Origin of the sequence: Lysinibacillus odysseyi 34hs-1 = NBRC 100172 (assembly GCF_001591965.1) — a bacterium.
Taxonomy (GTDB): Bacteria; Bacillota; Bacilli; order Bacillales_A; family Planococcaceae; genus Lysinibacillus_B; species Lysinibacillus_B odysseyi.
This window is the reverse complement of record NZ_BCVX01000002.1, coordinates 198,309-218,411: the sequence shown is the minus strand read 5'-3', so window position 1 is coordinate 218,411 and position 20,103 is coordinate 198,309. Positions and strand designations below refer to the sequence as shown.

General features: G+C 41.5%; 16 protein-coding genes and 1 pseudogene. 9 read left to right on the top strand and 8 right to left on the bottom strand.

Annotation, left to right across the window (positions count from 1 at the left end; all coding sequences use genetic code 11):
- Positions 1-60 precede the first annotated feature (60 nt).
- The 5 genes from BOD01S_RS03900 to BOD01S_RS03880 are packed head-to-tail and all read right to left on the bottom strand — an operon-like array spanning position 61 to position 4,387.
- Positions 61-1,137 carry an ABC transporter substrate-binding protein gene (locus tag BOD01S_RS03900; protein ID WP_036155869.1) on the bottom strand — a complete coding sequence of 359 codons (1,077 nt, stop codon included), beginning with the start codon at positions 1,135-1,137 and terminating at the stop codon, positions 61-63.
- Complete coding sequence (locus tag BOD01S_RS03895; RefSeq protein WP_036155872.1) at positions 1,134-1,931, bottom strand: ABC transporter permease; 798 nt, start codon at positions 1,929-1,931, stop codon at positions 1,134-1,136. The genes BOD01S_RS03900 and BOD01S_RS03895 overlap by 4 nt, the downstream gene beginning before the upstream one ends.
- A complete protein-coding gene (locus tag BOD01S_RS03890) occupies positions 1,931-2,734 on the bottom strand; it encodes an ABC transporter permease (protein ID WP_036155873.1) in 804 nt (267 codons plus the stop codon). Before BOD01S_RS03890 ends, BOD01S_RS03895 begins: the two co-directional genes overlap by 1 nt.
- Entirely contained in the window at positions 2,724-3,827 is a 1,104-nt protein-coding gene (locus tag BOD01S_RS03885) for an ABC transporter ATP-binding protein (protein WP_036155875.1), read from the bottom strand. Before BOD01S_RS03885 ends, BOD01S_RS03890 begins: the two co-directional genes overlap by 11 nt.
- 17 nt (positions 3,828-3,844) lie before the next feature.
- Positions 3,845-4,387 (bottom strand): helix-turn-helix domain-containing protein, encoded by a 543-nt coding sequence (locus BOD01S_RS03880; RefSeq protein ID WP_036155877.1) that lies wholly within the window; start codon positions 4,385-4,387, stop codon positions 3,845-3,847.
- A gap of 445 nt (positions 4,388-4,832) precedes the next feature.
- Here BOD01S_RS03880 and BOD01S_RS22445 point away from each other — a divergent pair.
- The 3 genes and pseudogenes from BOD01S_RS22445 to BOD01S_RS03870 form a co-directional block, all read left to right on the top strand.
- Positions 4,833-5,103, top strand: a pseudogene (locus BOD01S_RS22445) (redoxin domain-containing protein); the annotation flags it as partial.
- A 41-nt stretch (positions 5,104-5,144) separates the two neighbouring features.
- Positions 5,145-5,591, top strand: coding sequence for a redoxin domain-containing protein (locus BOD01S_RS03875; protein WP_036155879.1), 447 nt, complete (start codon positions 5,145-5,147; stop codon positions 5,589-5,591).
- 72 nt (positions 5,592-5,663) lie between these two features.
- Positions 5,664-6,320, top strand: a complete 657-nt coding sequence (locus BOD01S_RS03870) for a potassium channel family protein (protein ID WP_036155881.1) — start codon at positions 5,664-5,666, stop codon at positions 6,318-6,320.
- A 95-nt stretch (positions 6,321-6,415) separates the two neighbouring features.
- Here BOD01S_RS03870 and rnjA read toward each other — a convergent pair whose 3' ends face one another.
- Positions 6,416-8,083 carry a ribonuclease J1 gene (rnjA, locus tag BOD01S_RS03865; RefSeq protein WP_036155883.1) on the bottom strand — a complete coding sequence of 556 codons (1,668 nt, stop codon included), beginning with the start codon at positions 8,081-8,083 and terminating at the stop codon, positions 6,416-6,418.
- 6 nt (positions 8,084-8,089) lie between these two features.
- Positions 8,090-8,299, bottom strand: coding sequence for a DNA-dependent RNA polymerase subunit epsilon (locus BOD01S_RS03860; protein ID WP_036155885.1), 210 nt, complete (start codon positions 8,297-8,299; stop codon positions 8,090-8,092).
- Positions 8,300-8,665: 366 nt separating this feature from the next.
- On the opposite strand from BOD01S_RS03860, the gene BOD01S_RS03855 reads away from it, so the two are divergent.
- Positions 8,666-9,439 (top strand): Cof-type HAD-IIB family hydrolase, encoded by a 774-nt coding sequence (locus BOD01S_RS03855; RefSeq protein WP_036155887.1) that lies wholly within the window; start codon positions 8,666-8,668, stop codon positions 9,437-9,439.
- Positions 9,440-9,621: 182 nt separating this feature from the next.
- On the opposite strand, the gene def is transcribed toward BOD01S_RS03855, so the two are convergent.
- The gene (gene def, locus BOD01S_RS03850; RefSeq protein ID WP_036155889.1) at positions 9,622-10,176 is read right to left on the bottom strand and encodes a peptide deformylase; all 555 of its coding nucleotides are present in this window, start codon (positions 10,174-10,176) and stop codon (positions 9,622-9,624) included.
- Between the two features lie 378 nt (positions 10,177-10,554).
- Between def and pdhA the strand changes: the two genes are divergently transcribed.
- From pdhA to BOD01S_RS03825, 5 genes are all read left to right on the top strand, one after another.
- Positions 10,555-11,661, top strand: a complete 1,107-nt coding sequence (gene pdhA / locus BOD01S_RS03845; protein WP_036155891.1) for a pyruvate dehydrogenase (acetyl-transferring) E1 component subunit alpha — start codon at positions 10,555-10,557, stop codon at positions 11,659-11,661.
- 2 nt (positions 11,662-11,663) lie between these two features.
- Positions 11,664-12,641, top strand: coding sequence for an alpha-ketoacid dehydrogenase subunit beta (locus tag BOD01S_RS03840; protein ID WP_036155893.1), 978 nt, complete (start codon positions 11,664-11,666; stop codon positions 12,639-12,641).
- A 16-nt stretch (positions 12,642-12,657) separates the two neighbouring features.
- On the top strand, positions 12,658-14,016 hold the full coding sequence (locus tag BOD01S_RS03835) for a dihydrolipoamide acetyltransferase family protein (protein ID WP_036155895.1): 1,359 nt from the start codon (positions 12,658-12,660) through the stop codon (positions 14,014-14,016).
- A 5-nt stretch (positions 14,017-14,021) separates the two neighbouring features.
- Entirely contained in the window at positions 14,022-15,434 is a 1,413-nt protein-coding gene (gene lpdA / locus BOD01S_RS03830) for a dihydrolipoyl dehydrogenase (protein WP_036155896.1), read from the top strand.
- 568 nt (positions 15,435-16,002) lie between these two features.
- The gene (locus tag BOD01S_RS03825; protein ID WP_036155898.1) at positions 16,003-19,683 is read left to right on the top strand and encodes an S-layer homology domain-containing protein; all 3,681 of its coding nucleotides are present in this window, start codon (positions 16,003-16,005) and stop codon (positions 19,681-19,683) included.
- The last annotated feature ends 420 nt before the right edge of the window (positions 19,684-20,103 follow it).

Below are 20,103 nucleotides of genomic sequence, written 5' to 3'. Positions count from 1 at the left end.
ATTGTAAAGCTCAGGAAAAAGGACGGAAAAACGCACAGCTGTCCGCTGTGCGTACTTTACCTAGTTTAAGTTCATTTTAAACTTAAGGAAATGTTCATTATATTTTCCAAGCCATGTAAGACCTAAATTTTCATACACTTCGAGATGCTCCCGAAGTTCAACATCCGGATAGAAACGTTCATCATTAATGACTTCTTCATCCATCAGTTTCCATGCCGCAGCATTTGGTGTCGAATAGCCGACATAGTCAGCGTTTTGAGCATTGTTTTCAGCATCCAGCATAAAGTTGATGAAGGCATGTGCACCTTCGATATTTTTGGAAGTCTTCGGAATAACAAAGTTGTCAAACCATAAATTAGATCCCTCTTCTGGTACCGCAAAATCCAATTCTTCATTTTCCCACATCATATCAGCCGCTTGACCGGACCATGTAAGAGCTACCGCAGCCTCATTATGAATCATCAGCGGTGTAATTTCATCACCAATGATGGCCTTCACATTTGGCGTCAGCTTGATTAGTTTATCTGTTGCTTTATCAAGTGCTGCATCATCTTTTACGTTTAAAGAGTAGCCAAGTGAATTCAGTCCCATACCAATGACTTCACGTGCACCGTCTACTAAGAAAACCTTACCCTTTAAACGTTCATCCCATAAATCTTCCCACGATTTGAAAGTCAAATCCTTGGGCACCATCTTCGGGTTATAGACAATACCAACTGTTCCCCAGAAGTAAGGAATAGAATACGTATTGCCTGGATCAAATGGCAGATCTAAAAAGTACGGGTCGATATTTTTCAAGTTCGGAAGCAGGGAATGGTCAAGCTCGACCAGCATATCATCTTCAATCATTGTTTCTATCATATATTCGGAAGGAACAGCAATATCGTATGATGAACCTCCTTGCTGAACTTTTGTATACATCGCTTCATTTGAGTCAAATGTTTCATATATAACATGAATGCCTGTTTCCTTTTCAAAGGCCTTGATTAAAGCCGGGTCGATATACTCGCCCCAGTTATAGACTGTCAAAGTATCCTTGCTGCCTTTTGAACCGGCAGATTCTAAAGACTGTGAAGCAAAGAATAAAAGGAGACAGACAACGATAATGGCAATGGAAGCCTGTACTAATTGCTTCATTTAGATTCCCCCATTCTTGCCTTCGCCCGGTAATTGACAAAATAGTAGCCGATAACAACAAGGACGGTCACTAAGAAGACCAGGCCGGAAATAGCATTGATTGTCAAAGTAATACCAGCGCGGGCCATGGAATAAATCTCAACCGAAAGAGTAGAAAAACCGTTTCCTGTAACGAAAAATGTTACAGCAAAATCATCCAGTGAATACGTAATAGCCATAAAGAAGCCGGCAAAAATACCAGGAGCAATGTAAGGTAAAATAACACGTTTCAGTACGTCTCGTTTTGTCGCTCCTAAATCGTGTGCCGCATCAATCAGGGATGTATTCATTTCCGAAAGCTTCGGCAGTACCATCAGTACAACAATTGGCACACTAAAGGCGATATGGGATACAAGCACTGATGTAAATCCAAGCTTTACGCCTATCATCGTAAAGAGAATAAGGAAGCTGGCTCCAATCACAACGTCCGGTGATACAATAAGAACATTGTTTAATGAAAGGAACGTATTGCGCAATTTATTGTTCTTCATAGAAACGATCCCAATTGCACCGAGAGTGCCAATGACTGTAGCAATAAAACCTGACAACAGGGCAATCAGCACTGTATTAATGAGAATAACAAGCAGGCGCGTATCTTCAAATACTGCTTTGTAGTGCTCCAATGTGAAAGACTCGAAGTTATTCATATTGCCGCCGCTGTTAAACGAATAGAAAATTAAATAAAAAATCGGTGCATACAAAACGATAAACACTATTAGCAAATAGGCTTTAGAGGCAGCAGATAATTTATTCATTAAACACGGCCTCCTTTCTTCTTTTGTCCAGTCACTAACATAGTCAGCACCATGAACACGATTAAGAATACAGCGATTGTTGAACCCATCCCCCAGTTTTGAGAGACGAGGAACTGCTGTTCAATAGCTGTACCAAGCGTAATAACCTGATTTCCTGCAATCAGTCGTGTAATCATGAACAGGGACAGGGCAGGGATAAATGTAACTTGAATCCCGGACTTTACGCCGTCAATTGTTAATGGAAATACAATACGGCGGAATGTTGTCCAGCTGGATGCCCCAAGATCACGTGCAGCAAAAATAAGGGACGGATTTAGTTTATCAAGCGAGTTGAAGATCGGTATGATCATAAAGGGAATGAAGATATATACCGATACAAAAATAAAGCTGAAATCCGTAAACAAAATTTGCTGAGGATTAAAGCCGAAAACTTCAATAAATGCATTGATCGGGCCGTACAAGCCAAAAATACCGATGAATGCATAGGTTTTTAAAAGCAGGTTAATCCATGATGGGATAATAATCAACATAAGCCATAGCTGTTTATGCTTTGTCCGTGTTAGCAAATAAGCAGTCGGGTATGCAAACAATAATGTAAAGAACGTAATAAGGAACGCATACCAGAAGCTTGTAAAGGTCATTTTTAAATAAACCGGTGAGAAAAAGTTTTGATAGTTGGCCAGCGTGAAATTCCCGGAAAGATCAAGCATGGAATAATAAAGAACTAAGGCAATCGGTGCAATAACAAATAAAGCAATCCAGACGACGTACGGTATTAATGCTGTGCGGTTTTTACTCTGCATCGTCATCTTCTCCATAAGCTTCCAAACGTTTATCAAACTCTTCTTCTGTTTCATTCAGACGCATGACATGAATTGCTTCTGGGTCAAAGTCCAAACCGATTTCTGCACCTACTTCTGCCTTTTTAAGTGAATGGACAAGCCATTCGTTGCCGTCTTTATCATATGTCGATAGCTCATAGTGAACTCCGCGGAACAACTGTGTATCGACACGTACAATCAGTTTTCCGTTCTCTACTGAAGTGATTTCCAAATCTTCCGGGCGAATAACGACGTCAATTTTTTCATTCGGTTTCATTCCGCCATCAACACACTCAAATACTTTACCAGCAAACTGTACTTTATAATCTTCAATCATGACACCATCAACAATATTTGATTCACCGATAAAATCAGCGACGAAACGGTTGATTGGTTCATCATAAATATCAACGGGCGTTCCGGATTGCATGATCTCTCCGTGGGAAAGGACGAAAATCTCATCACTCATTGCTAACGCCTCTTCCTGGTCATGTGTGACGAAGACAAATGTTTTGCCAAGACGCTGTTGTAATTCCCGCAGCTCGTACTGCATTTCTGTACGTAATTTTAAATCAAGCGCAGATAGCGGTTCATCCAATAGAATCACTTCAGGATCATTAACGATGGCTCGGGCAATTGCTACACGCTGACGCTGTCCTCCCGACATTTCAGAAATTTCCCGGTTTTCGTATCCGGCTAGGTTAACGAATTTTAATGCTTCCAAGACACGTTCCTTAATTTCCGTTTCCTTTATTTTTTTGATACGAAGACCGAATGCTACATTTTCAAAAACATTTAGATGGGGAAATAACGCATAGTCCTGAAATACGGTGTTTACCTGTCTTTCATTTGCTGGCACATTGTTAATGCGCTTTCCTTTGAAGTAAACATCACCTGTTGTGGCATCGGTGAACCCGGCAATAATACGTAAAATCGTTGTTTTGCCACAGCCGGAAGGACCTAATAATGTATAAAATTTGCCTCTTTCAAGCTCGAAATTGATATTTTTTAGGACGGTTGTTCCATCGTTATAAGTTTTCGTTACGTTTTCAAAACGAATAATTGTGTTATCCATTATCGTTGTCCTCCTCATTACAAATAAGATTCAGTAGCTACTAGCAGCATCTTCGTCAGACCGCTGTGTGCATTAAATATCTGATGATTAGAAGATGCCTCGTAATAAACCGAGTGACCTTCACCGGCAATATACTCCTGGTTTCCAATGACGACGCGGATGCGCCCCTTTAATACATAAATAAATGTTTCAGATAATGAGGGTTCAAACTGCTTGAATTCACCATCTTTTTGTAGGGTTAAAATGACAGGCTCCATTTCCTTTTCATTCGAGGTAGGAATCAGCCATTCAATTGAATAGTTTTTTTCATGATCGGTAAAGCTTGTTTGATCTTCCTTCGTATAAACAATCTGTTGTTCCTCGGATGTATCATCGAAAAATTCTTTTGGTGTCGAGCCAAGTACCTCGAGAATATGGAAGAGCGTTTCGATAGATGGGGAGTTCAGATCACGTTCCAGTTGGGAAATATAACCCTTTGTCAAGTCTGTGCGTTCCCCGAGCTCTTCTTGCGTGAGTCCCTTTTTCAATCGCAAAGCTTTAATTTTTGCTCCGATTTGCATTTGGCACATCCCTTCTGCATTGTTTAGTAATGATAAACAAACAGTATTAAAGTTTACTATTACCAAACTTTAAGTTTACAAAACATAATAATTATATCGAATTATCCTATGATTTCAAGAGATTTTTTTAGGTTTCTTAAAAAGGCCACTTCAATGCTTGCTGCTTATTCGAATAAGGGCTGCTAGAAAGCCTTTTAGGTAGACAAAACATTAGTAAAAGCAAAGAGTCAGCCGGTTAAAGCGCCAACAGAAGCAATGCAGGTAAAAAAGTTTCTCATAATGTGAAAATATTTTAACAAGGTAGAAGGAGGTACGGGCTAAAAAGGAAGCAGGTTTCAGTTGAAATGGAATAGATGAACAAATCTATCTTTTTGAAAAATGATGTAAAAATGAATAATTAGTTAAAAATGAAAGCAGTTATAGAAAGGAAAAGGAATTAACTGTAATGGAAAAGGGGAAATGGCCAGTGCTGCTTTTTTACCTGATGGATTTTACAGTTGTATGTCCGACAGAAATTACGGCTATAAGCGACCGCTATGATGAATTCACCGGACTGGATACAGTGGTGGTTGGTATATCGACCGATACTATACATCCCTACCTTGCCTAGAGTAGGACAGAGCGTTTAAAAAGATGAAATATTAAGAGTGGTCCAAACTCTGCATTGTGGGGGATTATGTCCTGCAAATTGGCGACCCGGTCAAGCGACACTTTAACCAAATTTGCATATCATAACAGGGAGCAAGGAGGATGAAAGATGAAACTGCGCGCTCCGATACCTTCATTTGATGGAGCAAATTGGTTAAATAATATAAAGGTAAATGAAAAATTGTTTACAGAAAAACCGACATTTGTCCACTTCTGGTCGGTTAGCTGTGATTTATGTAAATATGGGCTGGATACAATCAGCGGGCTGGCGGATAAATATGACACTCATATAAATGTCATAGCCGTCCATATGCCTCGTACAGAAGAGGATATGATTCTTCAAAATGTGAAGACAGTTGCAAATTATTATCATATAGCCCATCCGCTTGTCGTAGATAATGATTTCCTCATAACAGACCGTTTTGCGAATCGTTATGTGCCTGCCTATTATCTATTTGACGAGAAGGGCCAGCTTCGTCATTATCAAGCGGGAGGAGCCGCTTTACGGATGCTTGAAAAACGTATTCAACGTATCATTGAAGACTCGAAAAGGTAGGGCATATGCCATACCTTTTTATTTTGCAGAAATTACGTTACACTGTAAGCAATAGGAATAGGGGGAGTACATATGAGAAAAGAATTTGTTGTCATTGGACTGGGCCGCTTTGGCGGGAGTATTGTAAAAGAGCTGATTTCTCAAGGTGCGAATGTTATGGCAATCGATTCTTCACCGGAGCGTGTAGATGATTTTGCACATATTGCGACACAGGCAGTTGTAGCGGATACAACAGATGAAGCAGTCATCAAATCACTTGGTTTACGCAATTTCGAGCATGTGATTGTGGCTATTGGGGAAGATATCCAATCAAGTATTTTAACGACCCTGATTCTCAAGGAGCTGGGTGTTCAGCAGATTACTGTTAAGGCAAATAATGATTATCATGAGAAAGTGCTGCGTAAAATTGGAGCGGATTTCGTCGTCCATCCTGAGCGGGATATGGGGATCCGAATCGCTAATCACATGATCTCCAATAATGTACTTGATTACCTGGAGTTATCCGATGAGCATTCCATTATGGAAATCAAGGTAAGTGACAGAATTGCCGGCCGCTCTCTTGTAGATTTGGATCTACGGGCAAAATACGGCATTAACATCGTCGGAATTAAAAGAGGGGAGGAGATTCTTATTACACCAGAACCGACAGATCCTATTCTGACGGGGGACCTTCTGCTCATTATCGGTGCCGATGTGGATATTAATCGTTTTATGAAAAAAGTGTTATAAAAAACTAAAAGAGCAGTCCAGAAAGCGGAAACTTTCTGGACTGCTCTTTTGAGTACATAGAAGCAGCAAGTATACGTGCTGCGGTAAATATTTTATTACACTTCCATAATGATTGGTAAAATCATTGGACGACGTTTAGTCTTTTCAAAAAGGTAAGGACCTAAAACATCTGTAATTTCGTTCTTTAGCTCTGTCCACTGAGTAGACTTTTCCTGAATTGTGGCATTTAAATGCTGTGCCAATGTTTTTTGGGCCTCGTTAATCATCGTGCCGGATTCGCGCATATACACAAATCCGCGGGAAATAATGTCTGGTCCAGAAACGATTTTTTGGTTCGCCATATCCACGCTTACTACAACGATGACAAGCCCTTCCTCTGAAAGAATGCGGCGATCGCGCAGAACGATATTGCCGATATCGCCAATTCCGCTGCCGTCGATATAAACGTCGCCAGATGGGATACGTCCTGCTACATGCGCTTCATTCGCGCTTAATGCCAATACATCACCATTTCCCATAACAAATGTATTTTCAGCAGGAACATCACAATCAATGGCCAGCTCCGTATGCATTTTCAGCATACGATATTCTCCATGAATTGGCATAAAGAATTTTGGCTTGATCAAACGAAGCATTAGTTTCTGCTCTTCCTGTGAACCATGTCCAGACGTATGGATGTTATTGAGAGATCCATGGATAACTTCTGCGCCTGCACGGAATAGTAGGTTGATAATCTTGTTGACACTAATTGTATTCCCTGGGATAGGAGATGATGAAAAGACGACCGTATCTCCAGGCTGGATTTGAATTTGGCGATGTGTTCCATTCGCAATACGTGATAGTGCTGCCATCGGTTCACCCTGCGATCCTGTACATAAAATCAGCACTTCATTTGCAGGAAGACGGTTAATGCTTTGGGCATCAACAAATGTTTCCTTCGGAGCAGTAATATAACCAAGCTCCCGCCCAATTGTAATAGCATTATCCATTGAACGCCCGAAAACAGCGATTTTGCGACCATGTGCAGCAGCTGCGTCAGTTACTTGCTGCAGACGGTGGATATTTGATGCAAAGGTAGCAAAAATGATTCGCCCGTCCACTTTACGGAAGATATCATTAATGCTTTCCCCGACTTTACGTTCAGACATCGTAAAGTTTGGTACTTCGGCATTCGTACTATCGGAAAGGAGACACAATACGCCATCACGTCCGATTTCAGCCATTTTCGTTAAGTTGGCCGGCTCGCCTACAGGTGTGAAGTCGAACTTGAAATCCCCTGTATGGACGATATTGCCAGGTGGCGTTTTTACTACTATACCAAACGCATCTGGAATACTATGTGTCGTACGGAAGAAGCTTACCGATGTTTTCCGGAACTTAATGACATCTTCTTCCTTGATTTCTATGAGCTTTGTCGTGCGAAGCAGTCCGTGCTCATCCAGCTTATTGCGTAGTAAACCCAGTGCAAGCTTGCCTCCGTATACAGGAATATTCAGCTGGCGCAGTAAATAAGGGATACCGCCAATATGGTCTTCATGGCCGTGCGTAATAAATAAACCTTTGATTTTATCAACGTTTCGTACTAAATATGTGTAGTCGGGAATGACATAATCGATCCCGAGCAGGTCATCCTCCGGGAATTTAATACCTGCGTCGATTAAAATAATTTCATCTTGGAATTGAACTCCGTATGTGTTTTTGCCGATTTCGCCCAGTCCGCCGAGTGCGAAAACAGCCGCTTGATCATTTTTAACAAACTTCATAAGCGATTAAGCGTTCTCCAGTCGGAAGCTCGGGCTATTGCGCTCATACTCTAGGTAATTTCCTTCAAGTAGTTGCACAAGCTCGATATTGTAGTTTCGATCTTTTAGAAACTCACGAACTTCACGCTCTGTAGATGCCTCTAAGTATAATGATTTTGTGTTTTCGCGAACTGGAATCTCATTCTTATTTTCTTGGTAATAAACTTTATAAATCATAATTACTCTCCTTTTGGTACGTACATAGTGGTTGCATTTAGGTCCACCCTTTACATGACTCTTCCGTCACCTTTCATACTTTTATATAAGTACATGTCTGAAAAGGTATAGATGACATGAAGACAATGTAAAGAATTCGTCAAATAAATGCATTTCCTTTATATTATCACGCAGCTATCCTAAAATAAAGAAAAGCCCTTCAAAAACTGAAGGGCTTACGCAATTGATTTTTTTCCGAGGATGCCATTCAACTGTTTCAACAATTTCTTTTTGAGACGTTTTAACATAACGCATCACTCCTTATACTTATTATAATGAATATTCAGTAATTTGTAAAGACCTTTATAGAAAGAGAGGATGGAATATATGAAGAAAATATTATTTTTTGATGTGGATGGTACCCTTTACAATAGTGAGAAATGTCTCCCTGCTTCGACTAAAGAGGCATTATTTACTGCACGGGAAAATGGCTATGAAATTGCAATCGCAACTGGACGTGCCCCATTCATGATTAAGGAACTGTTAGAAGAGCTTGATATCGATACATATGTAACATTCAATGGTCAGTACGTTGTCTATAAGGGAGAGGTTATTTTTACGGACTCTATTCCGAATGACTACCTCCAGAAAATTATCGCATTTGGTGAGAGTCGGGGAGAGCCAGTTGTATTCCTCGATGAACGGGAAATGATTGCCTCCCTTCCGGATAATGAGAAAGTTGAAACAAGTCTAGCAACACTCAAATATCCATACCCGCGAATCGATGCGTATTTCTTTAAAAACAAGCCAGTTTACCAAACGTTGATTTTTATTGAAGAAAAAGATGAACCATTATATCGAGAAACATTCCCGGAGGTACAATTTGTAAGGTGGCACCAATATTCATGCGATATTTTGCCGAAGGAAGGCTCTAAGGCGCGTGGTATCCAAAAAATACTTGACCATTTAGGACGGTCCATGGAAGATGCAATAGCCTTTGGGGATGGATTGAATGATATTGAGATGCTAGAAGCTGTCGGGACAGGGGTTGTGATGGAAAATGGCCATGAAAAAACCAAGGCAGCGGCAGATGTGATGGCTCCTCATGTAGATGATGATGGTATTTATAAAGTAATGAAAAAACTCGGAATAATCGAGTAAAACAAAGAAAGTACAGCCAATCTATATATAAAAAACCGGGGGAAATTCCCCCCGGTTTTTTAAATTTCAAAGAGTAGGATGTTTATACGTTCAAGTTGACCGGCTGCAAGCTTCATGCTCTTAAAAGTGCAAATTATTTGCTCGTGCAGCCTGCAGGACGCCTCAATAAGACGCATCATTTCCTATCTTTCAAATGGAGAGGAATTAGGAATATCGCTAAATGGGTCTTTTTCGTTGATGCGGTCATAGAACATGACACCATTTAGGTGGTCCAGCTCATGCTGAAAGGCAATAGCTGGAAGACCTGAAAGACGTAATTTCTTTTCCTCTCCATCTACAGTCATAAATTTGACCGTTACGCGTGCGTGACGCGGTACATATCCGGGAACGGCACGATCGACAGATAAGCAGCCTTCTCCAGATGTAATATATGTTTGTTCAACCGAGTGGCTGACGATTTTTGGGTTTATTGCTACAAAGCTTAACTGCTCACCTTTTGCATCTTCCACATGCAGGGCAAACATGCGCTTTAATTTATTTACTTGGTTGGCAGCGAGGCCTATCCCACCACGCAGGCTGTATTTTTCAGCCATTTCCGGATCCTGACTGTTAACTAGGTACTCTAACAAATCATGAGCCAGCTTGCGGTCTTCCTCTGTTAGCGGAAATACTACTTCTTCTGCACGTGTACGTAAAGCCGGATGACCTTCACGAACGATGTCCTCCATTAAAATCATGTAAAAACTTCCTTTCCCTTTCTACGGTATATCCTAAGTATACAATACTCTTCACTCTCGACAACGAAAAAAACTTTAAGAAATTTAAAAAAAGGCAGTTGTTTCATGTAGGGAATGGGAATAGTAGAAACGGTACGTTCAATCAGCTGGTCAGCTGTTTTGCAATGTCTTATTTATAATACAGAACTAATACAGGTTGTTGATTGATATATAACAGATTTGAGGACAAGAGCTTCTCTAATAGAAAGAGAAAATAATGAAATTCTCAAAGAATCAATGATTGACCGATGCTATTTTCTTCTTTATACTCATGTTATGGAGAAGTTGTACTAATAAATTTTTGCAAAAAAATAATACAGTTGAAAGGGAGAGTTAACTATGGGAGAAAATAAATTCGATCCTACGGCAGCATTGCATGAAGTGGAAGAGAAGTTTCAAATGTTCCAAATTTTGAATGAAGAAGGGGAAATTGTTAACAACGAAGCAAATCCTGATCTGTCAGATGAAGAACTTGTGGAACTAATGAGCCGCATGGTATATACACGTATTTTGGATCAGCGTTCTATTTCGTTGAACCGTCAAGGACGTCTAGGGTTCTATGCGCCGACAGCTGGTCAAGAAGCTTCTCAATTAGCATCACACTTTGCATTAGAGAAGGAAGACTGGATTTTACCAGGATATCGTGATGTACCGCAAATCGTCTGGCATGGCCTGCCTCTTTGGAAAGCATTCTTATTCAGCCGTGGACATTTCGTTGGTAATCAAATCCCTGAAGGTGTAAACGTGCTGCCGCCGCAAATTATTATCGGGGCGCAGTATGTTCAAGCTGCAGGTGTAGCACTTGGCATTCAAAAACGCGGCCAAAAAACTGTTGCCGTTACTTATACAGGTGATGGAGGGTCATCACAAGGGGACTTCTATGAAGGAATTAACTTTGCAGGTGCCTTTAAAGCACCAGCTATTTTCTTCGTTCAAAATAACCAATTCGCAATTTCAACGCCGCGTGAAGTGCAAACTGCTGCCAAAACGCTTGCCCAAAAGGGAATCGCTGCAGGCATTCCAAGTATCCTTGTAGATGGCATGGATCCATTGGCAGTATACGTAGCGACAAAAGATGCGCGTGAGCGTGCAGTAAATGGTGAAGGCCCAACATTAATCGAAACGCTATGCTACCGTTATGGTCCACATACAATGGCAGGGGATGACCCAACACGCTATCGTACAGGCGATTTGGATAATGAATGGTCATTGAAAGATCCAATCGTACGTTTCCGTAAATACTTGGAAGCAAAAGGAATCTGGTCAAAAGAGAAAGAAGAAGAAGTAATTGAGCGTGCAAAAGAGGAAATCAAAGATGCCATTAAAAAAGCAGATCAGGCACCAAAGCAAAAAGTGACTGATCTGATTGAGAATATGTACGAAGGCGAAAAGCCACATAACCTGAAAGAGCAATTTGAAATCTATAAAGAGAAGGAGTCGAAATAAGCATGGCACAAATGACGATGATTCAGGCAATTACAGATGCACTCCGCTGTGAACTGAAAAACGATGAGAATGTTCTAGTTTTCGGTGAAGATGTTGGGGTAAATGGAGGAGTATTCCGTGCAACGGAAGGCCTTCAAAAAGAATTTGGTAAAGACCGTGTATTTGATACACCGCTTGCGGAATCCGGCATCGGCGGCCTGGCAATTGGCCTTTCTCTTCAAGGTTTCCGTCCAGTACCGGAAATTCAATTCTTCGGCTTCGTATATGAAGTAATGGACTCTATCAACGGTCAATTAGCTCGTATGCGTTACCGTACAGGCGGCACATACAATGCACCTGTTACAATCCGTTCTCCATTTGGAGGCGGCGTGCATACACCGGAAATGCACTCTGATTCACTAGAGGGATTAATGACACAACAGCCGGGCTTGAAAGTGATCGTACCATCAACGCCGTATGATGCAAAAGGACTTTTAATCTCAGCAATCCGTGATGATAATCCGGTTGTTTTCCTTGAGCACTTAAAACTATACCGTTCATTCCGTGAAGAAGTACCTGAAGAGTCTTATACAATTGAAATTGGTAAGGCAGATGTTAAGCGTGAAGGAAAAGACTTAACCATTATTGCGTACGGTCTTATGGTTCATGAAAGCTTAAAGGCTGCTGAAGAATTAGAAAAAGAAGGATACTCTGTTGAAGTAGTGGACCTTCGTACGATTCAGCCGCTTGATATCGATACAATTATCAAATCGGTAGAAAAGACAGGACGCGCAATCGTTGTGCAGGAAGCCCAAAAGCAGGCGGGCATTGCAGCAAACGTAGTAGCGGAAATTACAGAGCGTGCTATTTTAAGTCTGGAAGCCCCAGTACTTCGTGTAGCAGCACCGGATACAGTTTATCCATTCCCACAGGCAGAAGGGGTTTGGCTGCCTAACTATAAAGATGTAATGGAAACAGCGAAAAAAGTTTTAACATTCTAAGAAGAGGTGAAGAAGTATGGCATTCAATTTCCGCTTACCGGATATCGGTGAAGGCATTCACGAAGGTGAAATCGTTAAATGGTTCGTAAAACCGGGAGACAAAGTTCAAGAAGACGATATTTTATGTGAAGTGCAAAATGACAAAGCAGTCGTTGAAATTCCCTCTCCTGTAGAAGGCACTGTAGAAGAAATTTTAGTTGAAGAAGGAACAGTCGCCGTTGTTGGTGATATACTAATCCGCTTCGATGCGCCAGGCTACGAGGATTTAAAACTAAAAGGCGATGACCATGCAGGCGGTGAAGGCGAGGCTGAGACAGAATCTCAGGTTCAAGGTACTGCTGAAGCAGGTCAAGAAATCGACAAAAAAGAAGCAAAACAGGAAGAAGCTCCGCAAAGAGACGATGCTGGTGAAAAAGAGAAGGGCGTAGTTATTTCGGGTAATGAGCAGGATGTAAACAGCCGTGTGATCGCTATGCCTTCTGTCCGTAAATTTGCCAGAGATAACGATGTTGAGATTCGTCAAATAAAGGGTACAGGTAAAAACGGCCGTATCCTAAAAGAAGACGTCGAGAAATTTATGGCTGGCGGCCAAGTGGAAGAAACACCACAAGCTGATGAAACAGCTGTAGAAACAGCACAAGCTGCACCGGCTGCAATCAACTTGGAAGGTGACTTCCCTGAAACACGCGAAAAAATGAGCGGTATTCGTAAAGCAATTGCTAAAGCGATGGTACACTCGAAACAAACAGCACCGCATGTTACATTAATGGATGAGGTAGATGTTACAGCACTAGTAGCACACCGCAAACGTTTCAAGGAAATAGCTGCGGAAAAAGGCGTTAAGCTAACATATCTTCCTTATGTTGTAAAAGCGTTAGTTTCTATGCTGCGTGAATTCCCAGAATTTAACCGTTCATTGGATGATGCAGCACAGGAAATTATTCAAAAACATTATTTCAATATCGGCATAGCAGCTGATACTGAAAAAGGATTACTGGTTCCTGTTATCAAGCATGCTGACCGTAAATCTGTCTTTGCGGTATCAGGCGAAATCAATGAGCTAGCAACAAAAGCACGTGAAGGCAAGCTGGCACCGAATGAAATGAAGGGCGGATCGATGTCGATTACGAATATCGGATCTGCCGGAGGACAATGGTTTACACCGGTTATCAACCATCCGGAGGTTGCTATCTTAGGAATTGGCCGAATTTCTGAAAAACCTGTGATAAAAAATGGTGAAATTATAGCAGCACCTGTGTTAGCATTATCATTGAGCTTTGATCATCGCATGATCGATGGAGCCACTGCGCAAAATGCTTTAAATCATATAAAGCGTTTGCTAAGTGAACCAGAACTTTTATTAATGGAGGCGTAATAAAAATGGTAGTAGGAGATTTTCCAATCGAGATTGATACTCTTGTCGTTGGTGCAGGCCCTGGTGGTTATGTTGCAGCAATCCGCGCAGCGCAAACTGGACAAAAGGTAACGGTTGTAGAGCGCGGCGCATTAGGCGGCGTATGTTTAAACGTAGGTTGTATCCCATCAAAAGCGTTGATCTCAGTAGGTCACCGTTTCGAGCAAGCGAAACATTCAGATGATATGGGTGTAGTAGCTTCAGAAGTGAAACTTGATTGGACAAAAGCACAAGCATTCAAAGATAGCGTTGTTTCTAAACTTGTAGGCGGCGTTGAAGGCTTACTAAAAGGAAACAAAGTAGACATCGTAAAAGGTGAAGCATATTTTGTAGATGCAAATACTGTACGTGTAATTGATGGCGAAAAAGCACAAACTTACACATTCAAAAACGCTATTTTAGCAACAGGATCTCGTCCTGTTGAAATCCCAACGTTTAAATTCACTGAACGTGTAATCAACTCTACAGGCGCGCTTTCTTTACCGGAAGTACCAGAAAAGCTAGTTGTAATCGGCGGCGGTTACATTGGTACTGAGCTTGGTTCTGCTTATGCAAACCTTGGTTCACAAGTAACAATCATCGAAGGTGGAAAAGACATCCTAGCTGGTTTTGAAAAACAAATGACGCAAGTTGTGAAAAAAGGCCTGAAGAAAAAAGGCGTTGAAGTAGTAGTTGGCGCATCAGCTAAAGGTGTAGAAGAAAACGAAAACGGCGTAGTTGTCACATACGAAGTTGGCGGAGAAGAAAAAACTGTCGAAGCAAACTATGTATTAGTAACTGTAGGACGCCGTCCAAATACAGATGAAATGGGTCTAGAAGAAGTTGGTATCAAGTTTGCTGAACGCGGCTTACTTGAAGTTGACAAACAATGCCGTACTTCAGTACCTAACATTTATGCAATTGGTGATATCGTAGCTGGTCCTCAGCTTGCACACAAAGCTTCTTACGAAGGTAAAGTGGCAGCAGAAGCAATTGCTGGCGAAAAATCAGTTGTAGATTACTTGGCAATTCCAGCAGTATGCTTCACAGATCCAGAACTTGCGACTGTGGGCTACTCAGAAGATCAAGCAAAAGCGGAAGGCATCGAAGTAAAAGCAGCGAAGTTCCCATTCGCAGCAAACGGCCGTGCATTAGCGCTTAACCAAACAGAAGGATTTGTTAAATTAGTTGCCCGTAAAGAAGACGGCCTACTAATTGGTGCTCAAATCGTAGGTGCAGGTGCATCTGATATGATCGCTGAAATGGGCTTGGCTATTGAAGGCGGCATGACTGCAGAAGACGTAGCATTAACAATCCACGCTCACCCAACATTAGGTGAAATCACGATGGAAGCTGCTGAAGTATTACTTGGCAACCCAATCCACATCGTAACTAAGTAATATAGCAATCCGAAAAACACTGTATGGCAATACGCCGTACAGTGTTTTTTATTTATGTTGGAGAATGGGTTAATAGACGATTTCATAGGGTTAATAGACAATTTCAGGGCGATAATAGACAAACACGTCTTTTTGAGTCTAAAAAGTCAGGAAACGAGCCAGCCGAGAACATTCTTGTATAACACGTGGCTGGTGCAAATGCTCGTGAAAAAAGTGCTTCATTATATAGCGCATATTAACAGAATGAATATAAGTATTTTGTTATATGTTTTTTCACAATATAGATTCTTGTTCCTTACTACCTGATACATAAATGATATATTTTTATTCTTAAATAGAAAGCCGGCAAAATAGTTAATAGGAATGTAAAAGTCCAAATTTTAAAGTAAGGCATTAAGTTATAAAATAGTGATTTAAAAATAATAGTTTTGTTTATATCTGATTCATTAGAATTAAAATTCAGAAATTTCTATTAAATTTAACTAATAATAGTTTTATCTGGAAAAGGAAGGGCTAAATAGGACAGTGGGCAGTATTTTATTATTTTATAATTAGGAGGACCTGTAAAATGAGTGGAAGCAATAAATTTAGCAAAAATACTAAACTGTTTATGTCTACTAGCCTTATTGTGAGTGCTGCTATAGTCCCTTTTTCCTCTAGCTTTGTAGAAGCCAAGTTTGTTGATGTAAGCGGTAACACGCATGAAACAGCCATTAATGCATTGGCAGAACGTAATTTACTAAAAGGCTATTCTAATGATATTTTCAAGCCTTATGAGCAATTGACACGCAGTCATGTTGTTAAAATCATTGGCCGGTATCTAGTCGAGGAAGAAAACTTACGTATCCCAAGTGACTATAAGACAAATATCCGCTTTGCAGATCTGAAAAATAGTCAGGACGATGAACTGCTCCGTTATGCCGCAGTTGTGGCTGATTCCAATATTTTTATTGGATCTAATGGAAACCTGAATCCGGGCAGCTATATTACACGTGAACAAATTGCATTGGTTGTTATGCGCATGTTTGACAAACACTTTAATATTAATAGCTCTGGATATGTAAAAGCACAACCGAACTTCGAAACGGCAATAACAGATTTAAACAGTGCAGATCCAGGTGCTGTAGATGCAATTAATATGATTGATTATTTTGATATTACGGTTGTAAAGGAATACCAACCGAAAACTTATACCGGACGCGGACAGTTCGCCTCATTTATTTATCGTTTGTTACAGAAGATGAGTGAACCGAGGTTAGAGCCAACGTTAGAGGAATATAAACAGCAAGTACTTATTCAGCCAAACCTATTAGAAGTGAATACTGATGAAAAGGCATTGGTAGGAACAGATGCTAAACCTGGTGCATCGATCACAGCAAAAGATGCAAACGGCGTTATTCTTGGTTCGACTACAGTCAATGCTAACGGAGCTTACACTATTCCACTCAAGGTAGATGAAAATACGAAAGGTCCTATTACAATTGAAGCAGCTCATCCGGATGTTGGAAGTACAGCGATGTCTTATACGGAGATAAATATTTCTGATTTAGCATCGGATGTAGGGCAAAATGATAACCCAGGCAGCGGCGGCAGCACACCAGGTGGAGGAGACACACCAGGAGGAAGTACGCCGGGTGATGGCAGCACACCAGGTGGAGGAGACACACCAGGGGGAAGTACACCGGGTGACGGAGGAAATCCAGGAGGAGAAAACCCGGGTGATGGCGGCACACCAGGCGATGGAGAAGACCCAGGCGGGGAAAACCCAGGTGACGGCGGCACACCAGGTGAGGGAGAAAATCCAGGCGGGGAAAACCCGGGTGATGGCGGCACACCAGGTGAGGGAGAAAATCCAGGAGGAGAAGACCCAGGCGATGGAGGAAACCCAGACGAAGAAGCGCCTTCAACAGTTGATACTTTAGATTTAGAAAATGCACTGGCTCAAGCAGAAACAATAGAACGGGCTAGGGTCTCCGAAGACGGCAGTGATGTGCCGGCAACAGATGAGTGGACAACGCAGGAAGCATTAGATACATTCACGACAGCTATAGAAAATGCGGAAGCAGTACTGGCAAATGAAGAAGCAACCCAAGAAGAGGTAAATGCTGCTGTTTCAGCATTGACTGAAGCTATCAACACATATAAGGAAGCGAAGCAACCAGGTGTTCAAACTGAGGAGGAAGAACTGAGGGTTGATACGGCAGCGTTAGAAAATGCACTAGCTCAAGCAGAAACAGTAGAACGGGCTACGGTCTCCGAAGATGGCAGCGATGTGCCGGCAACAGAAGAGTGGACAACGCAGGAAGCATTGGATACATTCACGGCAGCTATAGAAAATGCGGAAGCGGTACTGGCAAACGAAGAAGCGACACAAGAAGAAGTAGATGCTGCAGTAGCAGCGCTAACAGAGGCCATCGACAAATACAACGCAGCAAAACAAGCAGGTAGTCAAGAAGAGGGAGAAGAGTCACCAGTCGATACTTCAGCGCTAGAAGAATTAATCGCAGAAGCGGCAACAGTACAGGTGAATGTTTCTACGGATGGAAGGGATGTTTCGTCGTCTGAGGAATGGACAACAAAGGATGTATTCGATACGTTCACAACGGCAGTGAATGAGGCTCAGGTCGTTCTCGATAACGAAGAAGCGACTCAGGAAGAAGTAAACGCGGCCGTTACAGCACTGACAGAAGCGATTGCAGCATACAACACAGCAAAACAAGCAGGTACTCAGGAAGAGGAAGAAGAGTCACCAGTTGATACTTCAGCGTTAGAAGAATTAATCACACAGGCGACAGCAGCACGGGTGGATGTCTCTACAGATGGAAGCGATGTACCAATAACAAAAGAATGGACAACGCAGGAAGACTTTGATGCCTTCTACGCTGCTCTTACAGAAGTAGAAGCCTTGCTGGAAAGAGAGGATGCGACTCAGGAGGAAGTAAACGCTGCAGCAGAAAACTTACGAGCGGCCATTAATGCATATAACAATGCTAAGCAGCCAGGTACACAAACAGAGGAAGATCTCTCAGCAAGTAAAGAAGACCTACAAAACTTAATCACAGATGCTGAGGAGGTCGACAGAGCAACTGTATCGGAAAATGGAAGCGGCTTGGCCCCTGATGAACAATGGACAACGCAGGAGGAGCTGAATAGTTTCGAGAGCGCTATTGATAATGCAAGAGAGGCAGTGAACAACGAAAACGTCACAAGAGCAGAAATTGAAAGGGCAACAATGCTGCTGCGGCTTGCTATTGAGCGCTATAATAATGCGAAGCAGCAAAGCACACAGACATTACGATCCGAGTATGAAGTAAACGAAATTACTTTAAACAATGGAGAAGCCGAAAGCTCAGAAGGTTTAGGCGATATTCAAAAAGGTAATAGAGATTTAAAATTTACAACACTCGGTGTTACATTGAGCCCTGTGCTTAGTACTGATGTTCTTTCCTCTCCTGACATCGGGGCAGGCTTTGTGGTAGAAGAAGGAAAAGAATTTAAATTTAATGTGCGTGCAATTGTAAGTGGTGTGGTAGGTACCGGAAGGCTTGGGCTTGCGGTGTATAAAAAAACAGATCAAGGATATGAAAGAGTATGGAATGATAATCTTGACTATCTCACTCTTTTAGGCATTCCTATTCAAAATAAATACAACTTTGAAACATCTTATTTTGGGGAAGGGGAATACAAATTTGTCACGTCTCCTGATAGTAACTTCAATCTGGATTTACTAAGCGGCGACGCGATTAGGTTTACTGATACTACTTTAAGAGACACTACAGCAGGTACTCCTGATAAAGAGACACCTCAACGACAAGGTACCGTTACTTTTACAGAAGGAGCAGCCATTTCACAGGTTCGATCAATGACAAACGACAATGCCGCACCTGTAGAAATTGAAGATGAGACAACGGTAGTAGTAGGGAAATACGGCGCGCTTACAATAAATCCTGCTACTGGAGCCTACACATACACATCGTATGGTGACCCGGCTTCCATAGGAAAGCTTGATGAATTTGAATATACAGTTACAGGTGAGGGAACAGAGCCGGTAACTAACAAAATCGTGATTCTTACAACGAGTGCATCCGGTACAAGTGCTGCGGCTAGTCTGCCAAGTAACGCCGATACACTAAATGTTTCAAATGCAGCGGGAGCTTTCAATTCAACTTCTACTCTATTGCCTTTACGCTATACGCTGCTAGAAGACATGGCAGCGGCAGAAACAGTAGATTATAGCGGCTTGAATTAAAATCAGTGCTGACGGGAGAACGGTAAATGATAAATTTACCGTTTTTTTGCGTTGGTCAAAACTTTCACTGAGTTTAGCTATGCTTCATCCACATACCGTAGGAATAATATTATCCTTGATGTAGTAGTTTTTAGAAAGCTGTACTGCAAGCTTCTCTCAAGGCTTAAAAACAACCGCATATTATCTCGGAAGGTGTTGTTATACACTTTACCTCCCCTCTCTTTTCAAACTTCCTAAGAAAAGAAGCTGTTAGAAAGAGGGTTTTCATAATGCAAGGCCTGCATGAGACGGTAGAGACTTCGGGCTTAAGAAGGATTTTGGCAATATTCTTCTTAGCCGAGACACCTATTAACGTACACAGCTGTCATCAGCTAAGTTGTTCTTCTATAGTAAGAAACTTACCTATTTAATAAGCTTGTT